Source organism: Lutibacter flavus, from assembly GCF_900188355.1.
Classification (GTDB): Bacteria; Bacteroidota; Bacteroidia; order Flavobacteriales; family Flavobacteriaceae; genus Lutibacter; species Lutibacter flavus.
Window position 1 is genome coordinate 41,272 of the sequence record NZ_FZNX01000007.1, and the last position, 19,777, is coordinate 61,048.

At 30.1% G+C, this 19,777-nt stretch carries 15 protein-coding genes; 10 read left to right on the forward strand and 5 right to left on the reverse strand.

The features are described 5' to 3' along the window. The first annotated feature begins 8 nt into the window (after positions 1-8). The 7 genes from CHB63_RS16345 to CHB63_RS16375 all read left to right on the forward strand — a co-directional run bounded on the left by CHB63_RS16345 (position 9) and on the right by CHB63_RS16375 (position 6,883). Positions 9-1,346 (forward strand): cbb3-type cytochrome c oxidase subunit I, encoded by a 1,338-nt coding sequence (locus CHB63_RS16345; RefSeq protein WP_089379566.1) that lies wholly within the window; start codon positions 9-11, stop codon positions 1,344-1,346. Between the two features lie 214 nt (positions 1,347-1,560). Beyond that, positions 1,561-2,340 (forward strand): CbbQ/NirQ/NorQ/GpvN family protein, encoded by a 780-nt coding sequence (locus CHB63_RS16350; RefSeq protein ID WP_089379567.1) that lies wholly within the window; start codon positions 1,561-1,563, stop codon positions 2,338-2,340. A 186-nt stretch (positions 2,341-2,526) separates the two neighbouring features. Continuing rightward, positions 2,527-4,284 (forward strand): nitric oxide reductase activation protein NorD, encoded by a 1,758-nt coding sequence (locus CHB63_RS16355; RefSeq protein WP_089379568.1) that lies wholly within the window; start codon positions 2,527-2,529, stop codon positions 4,282-4,284. A 10-nt stretch (positions 4,285-4,294) separates the two neighbouring features. After that, the gene (locus CHB63_RS16360; RefSeq protein WP_089379569.1) at positions 4,295-5,005 is read left to right on the forward strand and encodes a DUF542 domain-containing protein; all 711 of its coding nucleotides are present in this window, start codon (positions 4,295-4,297) and stop codon (positions 5,003-5,005) included. Positions 5,006-5,034: 29 nt separating this feature from the next. Next, positions 5,035-6,012 (forward strand): DUF438 domain-containing protein, encoded by a 978-nt coding sequence (locus tag CHB63_RS16365; protein ID WP_089379570.1) that lies wholly within the window; start codon positions 5,035-5,037, stop codon positions 6,010-6,012. Between the two features lie 9 nt (positions 6,013-6,021). Then, a complete protein-coding gene (locus CHB63_RS16370; protein ID WP_089379571.1) occupies positions 6,022-6,603 on the forward strand; it encodes a cytochrome c oxidase subunit 3 in 582 nt (193 codons plus the stop codon). Position 6,604: 1 nt separating this feature from the next. Then, positions 6,605-6,883 (forward strand): cytochrome C oxidase subunit IV family protein, encoded by a 279-nt coding sequence (locus CHB63_RS16375; RefSeq protein WP_089379572.1) that lies wholly within the window; start codon positions 6,605-6,607, stop codon positions 6,881-6,883. Between the two features lie 17 nt (positions 6,884-6,900). Here CHB63_RS16375 and CHB63_RS16380 read toward each other — a convergent pair whose 3' ends face one another. The 3 genes from CHB63_RS16380 to CHB63_RS16390 form a co-directional block, all read right to left on the reverse strand. After that, positions 6,901-8,034 carry a PQQ-dependent sugar dehydrogenase gene (locus CHB63_RS16380; protein WP_089379573.1) on the reverse strand — a complete coding sequence of 378 codons (1,134 nt, stop codon included), beginning with the start codon at positions 8,032-8,034 and terminating at the stop codon, positions 6,901-6,903. 12 nt (positions 8,035-8,046) lie between these two features. Continuing rightward, complete coding sequence (locus CHB63_RS16385) at positions 8,047-9,972, reverse strand: CocE/NonD family hydrolase (protein ID WP_089379574.1); 1,926 nt, start codon at positions 9,970-9,972, stop codon at positions 8,047-8,049. Between the two features lie 140 nt (positions 9,973-10,112). After that, entirely contained in the window at positions 10,113-10,493 is a 381-nt protein-coding gene (locus tag CHB63_RS16390; protein ID WP_089379575.1) for a DUF423 domain-containing protein, read from the reverse strand. Positions 10,494-11,056: 563 nt separating this feature from the next. Here CHB63_RS16390 and CHB63_RS16395 point away from each other — a divergent pair. Genes CHB63_RS16395 through CHB63_RS16405 form a run of 3 tightly spaced genes read left to right on the forward strand, consistent with a single transcriptional unit; the run spans position 11,057 to position 14,761 of the window. Then, positions 11,057-11,269: a hypothetical protein gene (locus tag CHB63_RS16395; RefSeq protein WP_089379576.1), complete on the forward strand. Its 213-nt coding sequence runs from the start codon at positions 11,057-11,059 to the stop codon at positions 11,267-11,269. A gap of 52 nt (positions 11,270-11,321) precedes the next feature. Next, the gene (locus CHB63_RS16400; RefSeq protein WP_089379577.1) at positions 11,322-12,050 is read left to right on the forward strand and encodes a GLPGLI family protein; all 729 of its coding nucleotides are present in this window, start codon (positions 11,322-11,324) and stop codon (positions 12,048-12,050) included. A 50-nt stretch (positions 12,051-12,100) separates the two neighbouring features. Then, positions 12,101-14,761: a carboxypeptidase-like regulatory domain-containing protein gene (locus tag CHB63_RS16405; protein WP_089379578.1), complete on the forward strand. Its 2,661-nt coding sequence runs from the start codon at positions 12,101-12,103 to the stop codon at positions 14,759-14,761. Between the two features lie 286 nt (positions 14,762-15,047). Here the strand turns inward: CHB63_RS16405 and gatB/aspS are convergent, their stop codons facing one another. Both gatB/aspS and CHB63_RS16415 read right to left on the reverse strand, forming a co-directional pair. After that, positions 15,048-18,377 (reverse strand): bifunctional amidotransferase subunit GatB/aspartate--tRNA ligase AspS, encoded by a 3,330-nt coding sequence (gene gatB/aspS, locus CHB63_RS16410; protein WP_089379579.1) that lies wholly within the window; start codon positions 18,375-18,377, stop codon positions 15,048-15,050. After that, complete coding sequence (locus tag CHB63_RS16415) at positions 18,377-19,777, reverse strand: amidase family protein (RefSeq protein ID WP_089379580.1); 1,401 nt, start codon at positions 19,775-19,777, stop codon at positions 18,377-18,379. Before CHB63_RS16415 ends, gatB/aspS begins: the two co-directional genes overlap by 1 nt.

Genomic DNA, 19,777 nt, shown 5'->3' on the forward strand with positions numbered 1-19,777 from the left:
AAAACATTATGAAATATAAATCACAAAAAGTAGCATATTGGTTTTTTGCACTTTCGATGCTATTATTAGTATTACAAATTACCTATGGATTTATCATGGGATTTGCCCGAATTGGCTTTGATAATTTACACGATTTTATTCCTTTTAATACTGCAAGAGCGGTGCATACAAACTTATTGGTAGTTTGGCTATTGTCTGGTTTTATGGGAGCTGCTTATTATATAATTCCTGAAGAAGCTCAAAGAGAATTGGTAAGCGTAAAGTTGGCATATGTACAATTAATTAGTTTAGCACTTGTTGGTGTTGTTGCAGTTGTAGGTTTTCACTTTAATATTTGGGAAGGACGTAAATTTTTAGAAATTCCAAGACCGTTAGATTATCTTGTTGTTGTAAATGTACTTTTATTTCTAGGACTCATTTTAACAACACTTTTTAAGGCAAAACGAAAAACTACAACCTCGCTAGTTCTTTCAATGGGACTTTTATTTGCTGCATTATTGTATCTGCCAGGAATGTTACCATTCGATAGCCAGGTAACCGATTCTTTTTTCCGTTGGTGGGTTGTTCATTTATGGGTAGAAGGTGTTTGGGAATTAATTATGGGAGGTATTTTATCTTTCTTATTAATTAAATTAACTGGTGTAGATAGAGAAGTTATTGAAAAATGGTTATATGTAATTGTTGGTTTAACTTTCTTATCAGGTGTTTTAGGAACAGGGCACCACTATTATTATATAGGAGTAAATAAAATTTGGTTAGTTGTTGGTGGAATATTCTCAGCATTAGAACCTTTAGCATTTTTAGCAATGGCATTATTTGCTGTTAATATGTACAGAAAAGGGGAGAAAAAACATCCTAATAAATTAGCTCTATACTGGACTCTAGGTTCTGCAATTGTTTCATTTGTGGGTGCCGGATTATTAGGTTTTGCGCATACTTTACCACAAACAAACTTATATACTCACGGAACTTTAGTAACTGCAATGCACGGACATTTAGCATTCTGGGGAGCATATGCAATGATCGTTTTAGCAATTATTAGTTATAGTTTGCCAAATATGACAGGAAGAAAACTCTATGAAAGCACAAGAGGTAGAGCTGCATTTTGGTTATCAAATATTGGTATGATTGGAATGACGGTTGCCTTTGGTGTTGCTGGAGTTGCTCAAGTTTATTTAGAACGTAAATTTGGAATGGATTTTATGGAAGTGCAAAAAGAGATAAGCATTCATTTTGTAGTATTACTATTATGTGCAACAATGTTTACCACAGGAATAGTGCTTTACATTATTGATTTTTACAAACACGGAGCTCCAACTGATGAGGCGTTGGAAATTAATGAATAAAAAAAATAGTTTGTTGCTTTTGAGTGTTGTTGAAATGTTTGTTTTTTAAATCTAAATATAAGATTTTCAACAGACTCAAAACCGCAGCAAAACTTATTGAATAAGAATCAAGATATAGTTATTAAGTTGATTTTTAGAGTTAAAGGTGTGTTTGTTATTAACAAAACTATCCTAACTCTGGTTTTCTTATTTAAAACTTCAAATTTTATATCAAATGCAAGATCAAGCACCATATTATCACCAAATAGGAAAAGAAATTGAGGTTTTTGAACACGCCTATAAAAATAAAATCTCCTTTTTGTTAAAAGGTCCAACAGGTACTGGGAAGTCTAGATTTATTGAGTATATGGCTCATAAATTAGATAAAAAGTTGATTACAATTAGTTGCCATGAAGAAACTTCTTCTACAGATTTAGTTGGAAGATATATTATTAAAGGAACTGAAACTATTTGGTCTGATGGACCCTTAACTACTGCAATTAAAGAAGGAGCAATTATTTATTTAGATGAAATTGCAGAAGCAAGACCCGATGTAATTGTTGCAATTCATTCATTAACGGATCACAGACGAGAATTATTTATAGATAAGTTAGGTGAAACTGTAAAAGCACATGAAGATTTTATGCTAGTAGCTTCTTTTAATCCTGGTTATCAAAAAGGATTTAAAGAATTAAAACCTTCAACTCGTCAACGATTTATAGCAACTGCTTTTGCATATCCTGATGCTAAAATTGAAGCAGATATTTTAGTAAATGAAACAGGTGTAGATAAAGATATTGCCAAAAAACTAGTAAATATTGCTACGAAGATTAGAAACTTAACTGAGCTTGGTTTAGCCGAAACAGTTTCAACTCGTTTATTGGTTGATGCAGCTAAATTAATTCATAGCGGTTTACCAAAAAGATTATCAGTTGAAGTTGCAATTGTTGAGCCTTTAACCGATGATTTGGATGTTGTAGAAGCCTTAAAAGATTTGTGTAATCTAATGATTTAAGAGTCTAAAGTTAAAAAGTCAAAAAGCAAAAAGCAAACTGAGCAGAGTCGAAGCCATAATTAATTAGCTCGTTACGTCATCCTGAACTTGATTCAGGATCTCATCAACATAAAAGTAAAAAAAGAATACTTTAAACTAATAATAAATAGCGATTAGCCAAAAGCTAAAAGCCAACAGCTTACAAACATGTTTGAACCAGACGAATACATATTTACCAAACTTGCTTATTTCTTTAAAAATAGAAGTAAAAAAAAGCATGAAAGTATGGAACATTCGGTTTCGTTAATTGATATAAAACCGCGTTTAACTATTTTATCACGTGCAATTACTGGAGAAGCAATTGAAATTTATGAGGCTGAAAGAGAAGGAGGATTTAAAAATAATAACTTTTTTCTTCCTGTAAAGTTTTCAGAATTTAATTCAGTAGATGAAAATATAGCATTCTATTTATTCCGAATTTTATATGTATCAGTTCAAAAAAGCTTAAACTTAAATTGGGAAGACAATTTAGAACATGAGTTAGAAGAATCTCAGAAAAAAGCGAAAGAAACTTCAAAATTAGTTTTAGAATCTTTATTTGAACAATTTCCAATTACTGAAAAATATTACAACAAATTTCTTCACTATTATACAAAAAAAACGGCTGTTGATTATTCATTTATCTATGGAAAATGGATGCGGAATACTCCTGAAGAAACGCCTAAAAAAACCTTAAATAATTTTACAGATAAAGTTAAAAAAGCAGAAGAAGAGAAACCGAAAACAATTTTAAAATCCAATGCTGTTGAAGAAATAATTTCGGTTCAGGTTGATATCAAACAGCAGGAAGATGCAGTTTTACAACATCAGTTTGAAAAAGTTGAAACTGCCGAAGAATTTGCAGGCAATTTTAGAGATTTTGATGGTGAAGATGAATTGGATGATCATTCAAATGCTTTGGAAGATATAAATATGAAATATACAGTGCGTGTTGATGATACGGCACATTCTGTTTATCAGGCTGATTTTATTGAGAATACAACTGTTTCCGAAAGTGCTGAAACGGACAGTAAAGGCTATCATATTAAATATGATGAGTGGGATTATACAAAACGAACTTATAAAGATAATTTTTGTAAAGTTTATCCAAAAACATTGTTAAAAACCGATGTTAATTATTACAAAAAAACATTGAATGAAAACAGATCAACTTTGGTTGGTTTGCGAAAAATGTTATCATCAGTTAATAATAAATACCAACAACAAAGAAGACAAACACAAGGTGAAGAATTTGACATTGATGCAATAACAGATCTATATGTTGATGTACATTCCGGACATACGCCTTCAGAAAAAATTTATTTATCAAAAAGAAAAAAAGAAAAAGATGTATCCATTTTATTGCTGTTAGATGTTAGTTTATCTAGTGATGGTTATGCTGCAGGAAACAGAGTTATTGATGTTGAAAAACAGGTTTCTATTTTGTTTGGTGAAATTTTAGAAGAATTTAATATTGATTTTTCTATTGACTGTTTTTACTCTAAAACTAGAAATCATTCTTCATACATAACAATTAAAGATTTTGATGAAGATTGGAACAAAGCCAAATTTAAAGTTGGAGCAGTTGAGCCAAGTGGTTATACAAGAATTGGAGCAGCTTTACGTCATTCTGGAGCGATGTTAGATAAAAGAGACACCAAAAATAAATGGGTGATTTTAATCTCAGATGGGAAGCCGAATGATTATGATAAATATGAAGGAAAACATGGTGTTAATGACGTTAAACAAGCACTCCGAGAATTAAATGAACGTAATATAAATTCCTATGCATTGGCCATTGAAGCACAAGCAAAATATTATTTGCCACAAATGTTTGGGCAAAATCATTATCAAATATTAACAACTCCAGTTGAATTATTAAAATCGTTAGTTCAATTGTACGAAAAAATAAAACATCAATCATAAGATATTAAAAATGCAAATAACAAAAGAAAACACAGTAGCGGACGTAGTGTCAAAAAACTTAGGGTCAGATCATGTTTTTAGCAAATATAAAATTGATTTTTGCTGTGGAGGTGGCGATACTTTAGATAAAATTTGTAAAGAAAGCGGAGTGGATTTTGAAGTGCTAAAAGCAGAAATTGAATCCATAAACAATAAAATTTCTGGATTATCAAATACAAAGGATGCAGATATACCATCAATAATTGAGCAAGCAAAAGATGGTTATCACGTTTCTATTAGCGATGCTATTTTTGAAATTTTACCATTTGCAGCTAAAGTTGCAGAAGTTCATGGTTTTGAACATACAGAGGTAGTTGAAATTAATAAATTAGTTAAAGGTGTTGACATTGTGATAACTGAAATGTTTCAAAATTCAATTATGAGTTTATACCCCATAATTAATGAAATAGCAGCATTGAATGCCAAAAAAGAAGGGGTTTCATTGGAATTGTTGAAAAATTTACAGAAAACAATTAAAAGAAATGAAATAGCACAACAATTAATTGGAGATTCTTTAAAAGAAATTGCAGCGTTATCGTCCCACTATTCCGTTCCTGCAGAAGCTTGTAATTCATATAGATTTTTATATGAAAAACTACACGGGTTTCATCATGAAGTACAAAAATATATGCATTTAGAAAAAAATGTATTAATACCAAAAGTGCTTAAAGAAATAGAGTAAAAGCATTTAAACTAACAAAAATTAAAAAAATGAATTTATTTTTACCCACTGCTGAAGAATTGCCAATTGGGCATCCAGTAAAAGTTTATTATCAGGAAAGTGCTTTAATACAAGATATATTATTAGAATTATATGAGGTAAATCCCTTTGAAGATTTTCAAAAATATTTTAATATATTTAATCAATTAACCACTATTGAAAAACGATTTTCAAGAAAAGAAAATCAGTTGTTTCCATACTTAGAAAAATATGGTTGGGAAGGTCCAAGTCAGGGAATGTGGTCGTTTCATGATAATTTAAGAGATCAAATCAGATTGTTAAAGGGATACAATACTGAAAAAAACATATCAAAAATTACAGATAATATTCCATATTTAATTGAAGGAATTAAACGCTTGTTAAGTATTGAAGATATGAAGTTGTTTCCAAAATCTATGGGTTTATTATCTGAAGATGATTGGAAAGAATTTTATATTGGAGATGAAGAAATAGGGTGGATGTTAATTGAAAAACCAATTCCTTATCCAGGAGCTGAAGAAGTTGCATATGTGCATCCAAGTGATGATTTTTCTAAAAGAGATTTATCCTTTTCATTAGATAATACATTTCATTATGACGAAGGGTATATGACACCCGAACAAGTAAATCTGTTACTTCGCTTTTTACCTGTGGATATCACTTTTGTGGATGAAAATGACAAAGTGATTTTTTACAATAGAGGAGACGATAGAGTTTTCCTAAGAAGTAAAGGAATTATAGGAAGAGAAGTGAAATTTTGTCATCCGCCAAAAAGTGTGGATATGGTATTACGAATTGTTGCTGAATTTAAAGCGGGAACAAAAGATGTTGCCGAATTCTGGTTCAATTTTAAAGGAAGAATTATACATATTAGATATTTTGCTATTCGTGATAACGACAAGCAATATAAAGGAGTAATTGAAATGTCTCAGGACATTACAGATATTCAAAAATTAGAAGGACAAAAACGTTTATTAGACTGGGATTAACAATATATTATGCAAACAGAACAACTTAATTCTAAAAGTATTTATTATCCGCCAGGAGGAATATTAATGTGGATTATCATATTTTTAGAATTGTTCACTTTTGGAATGGCTTTAATAGCAATGGTTATTAATAGCAAAGATGAACCAGAAGTTTTTCATAATTCAAGGTTATTATTAAACTCTACTTATGGAGCTATAAACACTGTGTTTTTATTAACCAGTGGTTTTTTTATGGCACAATCTGTAAAATATCTAAAACTTAAAGAGGTAGAAAAATCATCGTTGTTTTTAAAATTAACAATGTTAGGAGGGTTGTTATTTTTAGTTTTAAAAAGCATTGAATATTATGGTAAAATTCAGGGAGGACTTACGTTAAGTTATAATACATTTTTCTCTTTTTATTGGATGTTAACACTATTTCACGTAATTCATGTGATTGTTGGTTTGGTAGTTCTAGCAGTAAATTTTATTGGGTTGAAAAAGAAAAAAGGGGAAACAAATTTAGAGGATTTTGAAGCTAGTGCAGCCTTTTGGCACATGTGCGATTTAATTTGGTTGTTGTTATTTCCAATAATCTATTTAATTTTTTAGAATGAAAAAAAAACACACCCCTTACCCCTCTCAAGAGGGGATTTTATCCTTCTTAAAAGTTTGGATTGTATTAATTGTATTGACAATTTGTACTGCATTAATTGCTAATTCAACGTTACTATATTCAAGTACGGTTTTGCTAATTTTAATTCTTTCAGTAGTAAAATTTTTAGGAGTTTCCTTCTATTTTATGGAGTTGAGGAAAGCTCATATTTTTTGGAAAATATCAGTTTTTATGTATGCCTTGTTGTTTATAGTGCTTGTTTATGTAATAATTTAGTCTAAAATTAGACTTTTCTAATTGGTAGGTTTTAACCTAACAATTCCTTTATTTTGAACAGCAACATAAATAAATCCGTCCGGAGCTTGACGAACACAACGAACACGACCAATATTTTCTAATAATTTTTCTTCTTTAATTACTTTGTTGTTTTCTAAAACACATCTATTTAAATATTGAAATTTTAAAGACCCAACTAAAACATTTCCATTCCAATCAGGATATTTATCACTCGTTATAAAAGCCATTCCGCTTGGCGCAATAGATGGAACCCAATAATGAATTGAATCTTCCATTCCTGGCAAAGAGGTATCATCGGTAAATTTTGTGTCGTTATAGTTTATTCCAAAAGATGCTTTGGGCCAACCATAATTTTTCCCTGCTTTAATAATGCTAATTTCATCGCCTCCTTGCGGACCGTGCTCATGCGTCCAAATTTCACCAGTTGTAGGATGTATTGCCATACCTTGTGGATTTCTATGTCCGTAAGAAAAAATGGCTTTTTTTGCATTTTTAGAATTTATAAAAGGATTGTCTTTTGGAATACTTCCATCACTATTTATTCGATAGATTTTTCCTGCATCTTTCGTAATATCTTGTGGATTTACATCTCTATCGAAACGATCTCCAATTGAAAAATATAAATAACCTTCACGGTCAAACTCAATGCGTGAACCAAAATGTGCCCCTCTTTTTGTATTGGGTGTGGCTTTGTATAAGACTTCTTTTTCAACCAAAGTGAAATCATTTAATTTAGCTCTCATAATTGTGGTGTTTCCACCTTTTCCATCATTTTCTATGTTAGATGCATAAGAAATATATATCCAACCATTTTTATCGTAATTAGGGTCTAGTTCAATATCTAACAATCCGCCCTGTCCGTGAAAATAAACTTCTGGAACATCTTTTATAGTAGTTTTTATTCCATTTTTAAAATGTATTAAATCTCCCTTTTGTTCTGTAATTAACATAGAACCATTAGGTAAAAAAGTCATACTCCAAGGAACTTCTAATCCTTCAACTATGGTTTCAACTTCAAAGGAGAACGGTTTTTCTTGTTCAGTTTGTAAAGCTGTTTTTTCTGTTGGTTTTTCTTTGCATGAAACTACTAGAATTGATAAAAAACTAAGTAAAAGATATAGATGTTTCATAATAAAATATTTTTATTCTAACGTTGTAAATTCAATTCTAGAAGAAGTAAAAACAGTGTGTGTTTGTGTTTTAAAATCTTCCTTTGTTGCTTTAAATATGTTATCCACATAAGTTTGTGGATTCAAATCGATTAAAGGGAACCAGGTACTTTGCACTTGAATTTGAAGTTTATGACCTTTTTTAAATGTATGGTGTACATCTTGTAATTTAATAGTTACTTCCGTTTTTTTGTTAGGTTTAAATGGCTCAGGATTTGAAAAGCTATTTCTAAATTTTCCACGCATTACTTCGCTTCTAACCATTAAATGAAAGTTACTTAATTTTAAATGTTTTTGCATATTCTTATTGGTTTCTTCTACGTCAGAAGGATGCACATCAATTACTTTTACAATCCAATCGGCATCAGTTCCTGTAGTTGCAACTTGTAATTTAGCAAAAATATCACCGGCCAAAGTGAATTCATTTTCTAAAACATCGGTTTCAAAAACCAAAACATCACCTCTTCTTGCAGCAAAACGCTGATCATCGGTCATATATTTTCGTGGAGTAAAAACCGATTTAATATCTTCAGAATATGGAACAGGTTTTTTAATATCACTAATAAATTTTAAGCCAGTTTCTTTTTCTTTATCAGTCGTTAATTTTTGGTTGTCTGATAAAAATAGCGTTGTTTTTTTAGTATTTTTAGGAGGCCAGGAATTATAACTATTCCATTCTTTTTTACCAGAATCGTACACATAAGCTTCTGGTAATCCAGTATTTTTATCACCAGTACCTTTTAAGAAGTGATTAAAAAATTTAGTTTCAATTTGTTCTTGAAATTTTATAGAAATAGAATCTCCAAAATAATAATTTCCAACACTATTTGTTGGTTTTGTACTAGCCCATTGTCCGTGACTCCAAGGTCCAAAAACAATGGTATTATAATTTTCTGGATTATACTTCTCTATAGTTTTATAAGTTTCTAACGGTCCGTACAAATCTTCAGCATCAAATTCACCACCAACAATCATAGTTGCAACATGTGGTTTTATATTTTTTAAATGTTGAATAATTCCTTTGCTTTGCCAAACCTCGTCATAATTAGGATGTTCTTTTAATTCTTCCCAAAAGAAATCACTAGCATTATTGCTGTTTTTCAATGCAGGATTGTCTAATTTTTCATATTCAAAATAATGATCTAAATTACTAAGCGGACCAGCATCTAAAAAAAACTGATATTGATCCTTGGTTTTAATATCAGGAATTTTATACCAAGATGAATCTGTTGGCGTGTCTTTTGGAGTGCCAAAAAGCGGAGTAGCTCTAAAATAGCTTAATAAATAAGCCCCATTATGGTGAAAATCATCAAAAAAGAAATCACCAATACAAGCTTGTGGTGAAGCAGCTTTTAAGGCAGGATGTGCATCTATGGCTGAATATGTGCTGTAAAAACCTGGATACGAAATTCCCCAAGTACCCACATTACCATTGTTATTTTCAACATTTTTAACCAACCAATCTATTGTGTCATAAGTATCAGAACTTTCATCTACAAACGTACTATCTATTTTATTTGGAATGTAAGCACGCATATTGTCATAGGTTCCTTCACTCATCCAACGTCCACGAACATCTTGATAAACAACAATATTACCTTCATTCATTAAGTGCTCGTTTGGAGCAATTTTAGATTTATATTTATCTACTCCATACGGTCTAGCGCTGTAAGGAGTACGTTGCATTAAAATTGGATAGGTTTTACTTTTATCTTTTGGAGTGTAAATTGAGGTAAATAATTTAACACCATCACGCATAGAAATAGACGTTTCTATTTTATCGTAATTTTCTTGAACGAAATTAGTTGTTTTATTTTCAGAGGAATTATTTTTTTTACAACTGAATACAGTTATTATTAGTAATAATAAAATTATTACTTTAAAAGTGTGTTTTTTCATTTAAGTTTTAATTACAATAATTGTAAAACTACAAAAAAATCTAATAAAAAATTTATCTATAAGTCATAGCGAAAAAGGTAACACTGTGGTAATCTTTTAATCAGTTTGAAAAGTTTAGGTGAAATAGAGTTTCTTATTATTTAGATATATAATACATTATAAAACAACAGGCACCAGCCACAAACTAACAACAAACCACCAAGAGGCGTAATTGGACCTAAAAATGTTAGTTTTTTATTTTTTGCAGAAGAAATTACCAAACCATAAATACTAAATGAAAATAATATAACGCCAATTATAAAACTATACACCATATATTTTTCTACAGTTGTTTCTAGGTTAAAATTAAACCCAATTAATAATAAAACTAAAGCATGATACATTTGGTACTTTACACCAGTTTCAAAACTTTTTAATTGTTCTTCGTTTAGTATTTTTTTAAATGCGTGCGCTCCAAAAGCTCCAAATATTACAGCTAGAGCTCCTAAAATACTTGCAAAAAGTAATGTGAATTGTGACATAATGTTCTAATATTTAAGTGTTGCTAAAGTAGGCATTTAACAAATAGACACAAACTTTGTTACAGTAGGGTTTTTCCTTACTTTAATGATGATTAGCCATAATATATTGATGTATAGCTGTTTAATTAAATAAAATAACCTTATTTATTGCACATTCCTTTTTTTTTTTTTTATACATTTATACTGAAAAAGATTTTTACCCTATATATGAGACAATTAATTGCTGTAAATTCCATTAATTTATCTTATAATTACTGTAATGCCTGTTTAGGTAGTAATCAACTATTATACTCTTTTATCCTGTCATTCCTGTCTTTCGACTTCGCTCAAGATAAACTCCAGGAGGAATCCCACACTAATAATCTAAAAACAAAAAAATCCTCTGTTTGTAAAATTTTAAGAACACAATACGCTAATAAAATGTTTAACCTAAAACCACTAACTATTATGACATAGCTACTACATACAAACAGAGGAAAGTGTTGCAAAAGTAATACACCTCGTAGAATTAAAAAAATATAAAGCGCAATTATGCGCTATAAACTAATTTAAATTTTATTAAAATGAAAAAAATAATTTTAGGTGTAGTATTTGTTTTTGCAAGTATTACAATGGTGAATGCGAATTCGAATGTTGAAATAAATGAAAATGAAATGCCACCTACTTGTGAACAGGTTGCTTCAGACATTGCAAATATAGCATATGATGCAGGGGTATCTATAGAAGATGTGTTTGAAATATATGATATTGTAATGGCTAATTGTAGACAAAACTAAATTATTAATGAAACAGCCATTATTATAATAATGGCTGTTTAAATTTTAAAACATGAAAATAATTATTACATTTTTTTTAATTTTAAGTGTTTATTCCATTAGTTTTTGTCAAGAAGGAATAGAAGGAAGAGCTTATTATTTGAAGCAAAATAATTTTCAATTTGATAAGAATCGACAAACTCAAAATGAATCTGAGATTAAATCGACGTTAAATTCCTTGGATAATAATTTCCAATTTATATTGGAATTTATAACAAATGAGTCAATTTTTAAATTAGAAGATAAGCTAAATCTTAGTGATTATGAGATGAGGCTGGCTAAAATGTTTGGCGGTAGGGGAGTTTATTATTCAGATTTAGATAATAATGAAAGTATACATCAGGTAGAATCTTTTGGTCAGTTATTTTTAAAAGCCCGAAGCTTTAATGAAATAAAGTGGAAACTATTAAATGAAACAAAATTAATAGGAAACTTTTTATGTTATAAAGCTATAACAGTTAAAATTGTTGAAAACGATAAAATTTTTAAAAAGCAAGTTGAGGCATGGTATTGTCCAGAAATCCCTGCTTCTTTTGGACCGATTGGCTATGGAGGATTACCAGGATTAATAATAGAGTTAAGTATTGAAAATGAAGCAATATATTCAATGAATAAACTCGAGCTAAACCCAAAGGGAAAGGTGGAAATTATGAAGCCAGCCAAGGGAAAAAGGGTAACTGAAAAAGAATATAATGAAATTGGGAAAAGTCTTTTTGAAAGAATGAAAAAGGGGAAATTTTAATTATAAAAAGTAAAAAAATTACTATTATTTTTCAGAATAAATTAAATATAATGATATTTAGGAAAAAAATTGCTACCCTAATTTTACTGTTTTCATGCATTGTTATAAACGCCCAAACAACCATTTTAAAAGGCTCTGTAAAAGACAGATTACAAAACATATTAGCCTATGCCAATGTTATTGCTAAACCATTAGATGTAAATAAAAATTTACAATTTTCGATAACAGATGATGATGGCTATTATAAATTAGAACTTGAGAAAAATGAAACATTCATTATTTCAGTAAGTTATATGGGCTATCTAACGGCCAGTTTTGAGTTTGTTGCTTTGGAAAATTCACAAAAGAATATTTTTTTAAAAGATGCCCCAAATCAATTGCAAGAAGTAATTATTGAAATGCCTGTTACCGTTAAAGAAGATACCATAACCTACAACACGAATAAATTTGTTACTGGGGAAGAGCGGAAATTGAAAAATGTACTTAAAAAACTACCAGGTGTTGAAGTCGATAAAAATGGAGGTGTAACAGTACAAGGAAAAAAAGTAACTACATTATTGGTAGAAGGTAAAAAGTTTTTTGGAGGTGGAACAAAATTGGCTGTTGAAAATATCCCAGCAAATGCAATAGACAAAGTGCAGGTAATAGATAATTACAGTGAAATTGCTTTTTTAAAAAACGTGTCAGATTCCGAGGAATTGGCAATGAACATTCTCTTAAAAGAAGACAAAAAACAATTTACCTTTGGAGATCTTGAAGTTGGTAAAGGCAATAAAGATTTTTACAGAACACATAGTAACTTATTTTATTACAGTCCAAAAACCAATGTAAATTTTATAGGAAATTTAAACAACACAGGCGAAAAAACTTTTACGTTTAAAGATTATATGAGTTTTCAAGGAGGTATGAGTGCTATTTTAAAGGGTAATGGTTCTATTTACAATGTTGCTGCAAGCGATTTTTCTCAATTTTTAGAAACGCAAGATTTGGTAAAAAGCACCAATAAATTTGGTGCTTTAAACATAACTAAAGTTGTGAATAGTAAATTAGATATTTCTGGATATGCTATTTTTTCACATTCAAAAAATGAAACTTTATTAGAAAGTATAAATCAATATGAGGCTTTTACAGAAAAAAAAGAAAATAACACAAATAGCAAAAATATTTTAGGAATTGCCAAATTTAATATTGAATACGCTCCAACTATAAACAGCCAATGGTATTTTAAAACGCAATTTAAAAAAACCGATAACTTAAAAAATAACAGTATTATTTCTAATATTGAGAATGAAAACAGATCCATATTATCAAAAAATAATGCGGATGCAACTTATTTTAACCAAAACATAGAATGGCATAAAAAAGTCACTAATAAACATACGTTTTCTTTTGCTACGGATATTACTTTTGATAAAAACAACCCAACAACACTTTGGGAAACGAATCAACAAATTTTACAAGGGTTAATTCCTGTTAAAGAAGAAGATACTTATGTTATAAATCAATTAAAAGAAACTAAAAACACTACAATTAATTCAATTTTTAAACATTATTGGGTGTTAAATAATTTTAATCATATTTATACAACACTTGGAAATAAATATAGCAATGAATCTTTTTTTACAGAAGAAAGTCAACAATTAGAAAACGGAACTACACATAATTTCTCTTCTGGGGGATTTGGTAATGATTTAGATTATAAACTAAACGATTTATTTGTTGGCATACATTATAAATTTAAAACAGGGATTTTTGAATTTAAACAAGGTGCTTTTTTACATAATTATAATTGGAGTTTAAATCAACAAACTACTATAGATAAAAATAAACTTGTGGTTTTACCAGATTTTTCAGGAACAATAAAGTTTAGCAATTCAAAAAAAATTAAATTAAATTATCAATTAAAGAGTTCTTTTTCAAATGCTTCAAAATTAGCAAATCAGTTTTATTTACAATCGTATAATTCAGTTTTTAAAGGAAATGAAAATTTGGAAAACGAATTATTTCATACTGCAAGAGCTTATTATAGCAGGTTAAGTTTATATAAAGGTTTAATGTTTTTTGCAAGTATTAACTACTCTAAAAAAGTAAAAGGGATTCAAAATGCTGTTCAATTTGAAAATACAAACTATTATGTATCGCCAATTATTGTGAACAATCCGGAAGAACGTTGGAACTATAATTTAAATGTAAACAAGAAAATAAAACAGTTTAAATATGGCTTGGATACACGAGTTTTAACTTCAAAATACCTTCAAAATATAAATGGTGCTTTTGTAACTAATAAAAGTAATAGTTATAATTATACACTTTCTGCGAAAACCTTGTTTGATAATTTTCCAACAATTGAAGTAGGTTTTGAACAAAGTATTGGTAATTATACATCAAGCAATCAAACTTCAAAATTTGTTACAAACCAACCTTATGTTACCATCGATTACGATTTTTTAAAAGGATTTATTTATTCTTTTGAGTATGAGAATTATAATTATGAGAATAAAACAGCTAGCCAAAAAAACACATATCAAATAGCAAATTCAACACTTTCATATAAAAATGAAGATAGTGCTTGGAGTTTTAAAATTGACGCTCAAAATTTATTCAATGTAAATTACAAACAACAAAATAGTTTTTCTTCTTATATAATTTCAGATACTAAAACTTATATTTTACCTAGAATTATAATGTTTTCTATTGGGTATAATTTGTAGTTGAAAAGCTTGTCAAACTGAGCTTGTCGAAGTTTAGTCTATTTCGACAGGCCCAATATTTTTTGTAATACTGAACGAAAGTGAGTTATCATTTTAGAACTATGAGATTCTTCATTTCCTTTCAGTCATTCAAAATGACATTTGTTTTTGTCAAAGTGAATTTGTCGAAGTTTATATTTCGACAAGAATACGTCAACCTGAATTTATTTCAGGTTCGCATACAACTTGTAATTAAATATGATGAGAACCTGAAATAAATTCAGGTTGACGAAAACGTTTTAATTTTCTATTTCCTAATAATCTTTACATTCATTTCTTCTACCTTTTTATCAGATAAAAGAGATGGCGCTCCAAATAATAAATCTTCACTAGTTCCTGTTTTAGGGAATGCCATTACCTCTCTAATAGAAGCTTTTTTCTCTAAAATCATCATTAAACGATCAATTCCCCAGGCAATACCACCGTGTGGAGGTGCCCCATAATGAAAGGCTTTGTACATAGTTCCAACACTTCGCATCATTTCCTCTTTGTTGTAACCCATATTTCTATAAGTAGCCTCTAAAATTTCTGCTTTATGTGCACGAACCGATCCACCACCAATTTCGTAACCGTTTAAGATTAAATCGTATTGTTGCGCTATAATAGTTCCAATTTCATCATCATTTCCATTCATATGCTTTTGTAAATCGTAAATAGCAGGCATTGAGAATGGGTTGTGGGTAAATGTCCATCTACCGTTATCTGTTTTTTCAAACATTGGGAAATCTATTACCCAAGCCGGACGTAATTCTTTTGGATTAATTAAGCGTAAAATTTTACCCATTTCCTGACGAACAGCATCCAATGCTTTATTTGCAGTAGCATAATCAGCAGCCGAGAAAAAGACAATATCACCAACTTGTGCATTTGTTGCAGCAATAATTCCTGCGGCAATCTCTTCACCTAAAAACTTAATAATTGGCGATTGTAAATCATTTTCATTCACAATAATATAAGCCAAACCACCTAATCCATTTGCTTGTGCAATTGCAGTTAAGTTTTCAATTTGACCTTTGGACATTCTGTCTTTGCCTTGTTCTTTAGCAGAAACTTTGATACATTTTACAATTCCACCATTTTCAATAGGTTTGCTAAAAACTTGGAAAGTAGTGTCTTTTACAATATCAGTAATGTCTTGCATTTGTAAACCATAACGTAAATCTGGTCTGTCGCAACCATATTTATCCATAGCTTCTTTGTAGGTAATAATTTCAAACGGATGTAAAACCCATTTTTTACCATATATCTTTTTAACTATTTCATTAAACATTTTTGTGTTTAAATCTATAATCTGTTGCATACTTGCATATGCCATTTCAATATCTAACTGTGTAAATTCTGGCTGACGATCTCCACGAGAATCTTCATCTCTAAAACAACGAGCAATTTGAAAGTATTTTTCGTAACCACTAACCATTAGCATTTGTTTAAACTGCTGAGGTGCTTGTGGTAGCGTATAAAAGAAACCTGCTTGTTTACGAGTTGGAACAATAAATTCTCGCGCTCCTTCATCTGTTCCTGCACTTAAAATTGGAGTTTCAATTTCTAAAAATTCTTCGTCATCTAAAATGTCACGCAACATTTTAATTACTTTATGGCGATTTACAATTGCTCTTCTTACATCATCATTTCTGTGATCTAAAAACTTGTATTGAAAACGAACATTTTCACTTGTTTTTGTAGCTCTTTTAATTTCAAAAGGCAACGTTTTAGACAAGTTTAATATTTCTAATTCAGATGTTTCTAATTCAATTTTACCTGTGCGCAAACTAGCGTTAAAATCATCCTCGTTTCTTTCAACAATTACACCGGTTACGCTAATTACAGATTCTGGTTTTAGTTTTACCAACTCATCTAAGTTTGGAAAAGATTCTCTACTTAAACGAACCTGAAAAATCTCATAACTAGAATCTCGTAAATCAATAAAAATTAATTCTCCGTGGTCACGAACACTAGAAACCCAACCAGATAATGTTACTTTTTCAGAAATACTGGCTTCAGATAAATCAGTGATTTTATGAGTTCGGTATTCATTTTTTATAATTATTGGGATATTAGGAATTGAATCTTCTTGTTCGGATTCCTTTGCCGCTTCCTCTATCGCAGCTTTTTCAAATGACTGCTTTTTTTCTGAAACAGAAGCTGCTCCTAAAGTATCTAAAATATTCTGGCGAATTACTTTTCCTGAAGCACCTTTTCCAATAACTGCCAACACTTTTCCAACAAGAATACCTGCTTTTCCTTGGTTTCCTGTTTTAATTTCATTGGCAACAATTTCATTTTCTGAAATTACTTTAGCAATAACTTCATTGATTTTTTCTTCTGAAATTGTATTGTCTTCAAAATACTGGTTGTAATCAAAACTTCTATCTTTTAAATAAGAAGTGATCCCATTTTGAACTAAAACCGCAGTGATTTTTTCAGCTTTAAACAAACTAAAAATTTCAATAAGATGTTCAATATTATTGATTTTAGAATATTCTTCTGGTTTTATATTATTTGCCAATGTTTTTGCAACAAAAGAAGGATCTTTTAGCACTTTATTTATTGATACAAATACTTCAGAACGTATTGGATCTGCAGTAAAGAATTTTGCATCTTGGGGCAAAACGCTACCTTCAATTAAAATAGCTTCAACAGCATAAGGCAATACACTTGTGTCTACTTTAATAGCTTCAATTTCATTTTTAATGCTAACAAATGGTAAATCTGGTTCAGAAATAAAACGATAATCTGCTTCAAATTCTTTTTTACGCATTGTTTTGGTTTGCTTTAAATCAGCATCCCATAAAACAGTTGTTTGGTCTGGTCTAAATTCTTTATGTTCAATGTAATAGTTGAATTGTTTTTCAACTTCCTCTTTCAAGGCATCCACCATAAACTTAAACGAGTTTAGGTTTTTGATTTCAGTTCTTGGATTTAGCTCGTAGCTTCTTTTTTTACGTAAAGAAACTGAAACATCCGATTTAAATTCCCCTTTTTCAAGGTTTGCTTCAGAAATTCCTAAGTTTTGAACAATACGTTGTATGTACTGTGCATAGGTTGAGGCATCATCAATATTTCGAATACAAGGATCTGTTACAATTTCTATTAATGGAACTCCAGCTTTATTAAAATCTACCAAAGAAATATTTTTCTCGTGCATTAATTTTGCAGCATCTTCTTCAATATGAACTTGAGTTAAACTTACTGTAAATTGAGAACCATCATTTCTAAAACAAGAAACTTGTCCGTCTGGAATTACAGGATTATGAAACTGTGTAATTTGTATGTTTTTAGGATTGTCAGGATATTCGTAATGTTTTCTATCCCAAGAAATTATTTCATTTGAGAAAGTAGATTTTACGGCTTTACCAAAATAAATAGCTTTTGAAATAGCTTCTTTATTTATGGAAGGTAAAACTCCCATTTGTCCGGTACAAACCGAACATATATTTTCGTTTGGTGTTTCAATTTCTTGATTTGGACAAGAACAAAACAACTTGGTTTTGGTATTTAATCGAACGTGTGTTTCCAGTCCGATTACCAATTCTAAATCGTGCGCTTTTAAGGCGGCAGTTAATTGTTCCAATTCCATTATATCGTTTCTTTTAAGAAGTTAGCAAACTTCAATAGTGTTTGTTCTTGATTTTTTGCAGCAGTAATTTGTAGACCTGTTGAAGTTCCTTGTGGCACCGTTAAAGTTGGTAATTGTCCCAAACTAAATCCAACAGTATAAGCATCCGACAAATACATTGCCAATGGATCTTTTAAACTATCTCCAATTTTTGGAGGAGTGTTTGGCGTAACCGGAGAAAGTATGATATCAACTTCTTTAAAATCTTTATCGAAGTTATCTGAAATCTGATCTCTTAGTGCTAATGCTTTTAAGTAAATTTCATCTGAAAATCCTTGTGATAATACTTGGTTTCCTCCAACAATTCTTCGTTTAGATTCTTCTGAAAAGTTTTCGGAACGTGTAATAGCATACGTGTCTTTTAAATTGTCACCTTCAATTCGATTTCCATAATTTGTACCATCTAATCGGGATAGGTTAGAGGCAGTTTCAGCCATTGCCAACGTGTAATATGTAGAAACTAACGTATCAGAATCAAAGAAATCCAATTCTTTTATTGTAATTCCTTGTTCTTTAATTTTTTCGAGTGTTGCTAAAAAATCAGCTTTTATTTTCGGGTCAATAGAAGTGTTATTTACAAAGTTTTTAAAATACCCAATAGTTTTAACCTTTCCGTTATTTAAAATTGAATCTTCCTTAATTTCTGTAGAAGTAATAGTAGTTTGATCTTTTATATCTTTTCCACTCATCACATTCAACAAAATTCTAATATCTTCAATAGATTTTGCTAAAGGTCCAACACAATCTGTAGAAGATGCGTATGCCATTAATCCATATCTAGAAATACGTCCGTAAGTTGGTTTTAAACCATAAATATGATTGTATCCAGCTGGTTGACGAATTGATCCTCCAGTATCTCCACCAATTGAAAAAACAGTGTAATCTTTTGCCACATTCACAGCAGAACCTCCACTTGAACCACCTGCAACCAACTCTGTATTTAATGCATTTTTAACCGCTCCAAAAATGGTATTTTCACTTGAAGAACCGTGTCCAAAACTATCACAGTTTTCTTTAACTAAAGGAATAGCACCTGCATCTAATAATTTTTGAATGGCAGTTGCTGTATAAGCCGATTTGTAATTTTTTAATAAATCTGAACTTGCAGTTGTGTAAGTTCCTTGAACCATATACACATCTTTTATTCCAAAAGGAATACCTTCTAACAAACCTATTTCTTCACCATTTGCTATTTTAGCGTCAACTTTTACCGCTAATTCCAAAGCAATTTTATCTAATAAAGAGTTTACCGTATTGTGTGTATTTTCTTTTAATAAGTCTAATTTTTCTTGAACCAACGCGGTACAAGATATCTGTTTAGTCACCAATTGTTGGTGAATTTTTTTTATTTGAGAATCCAT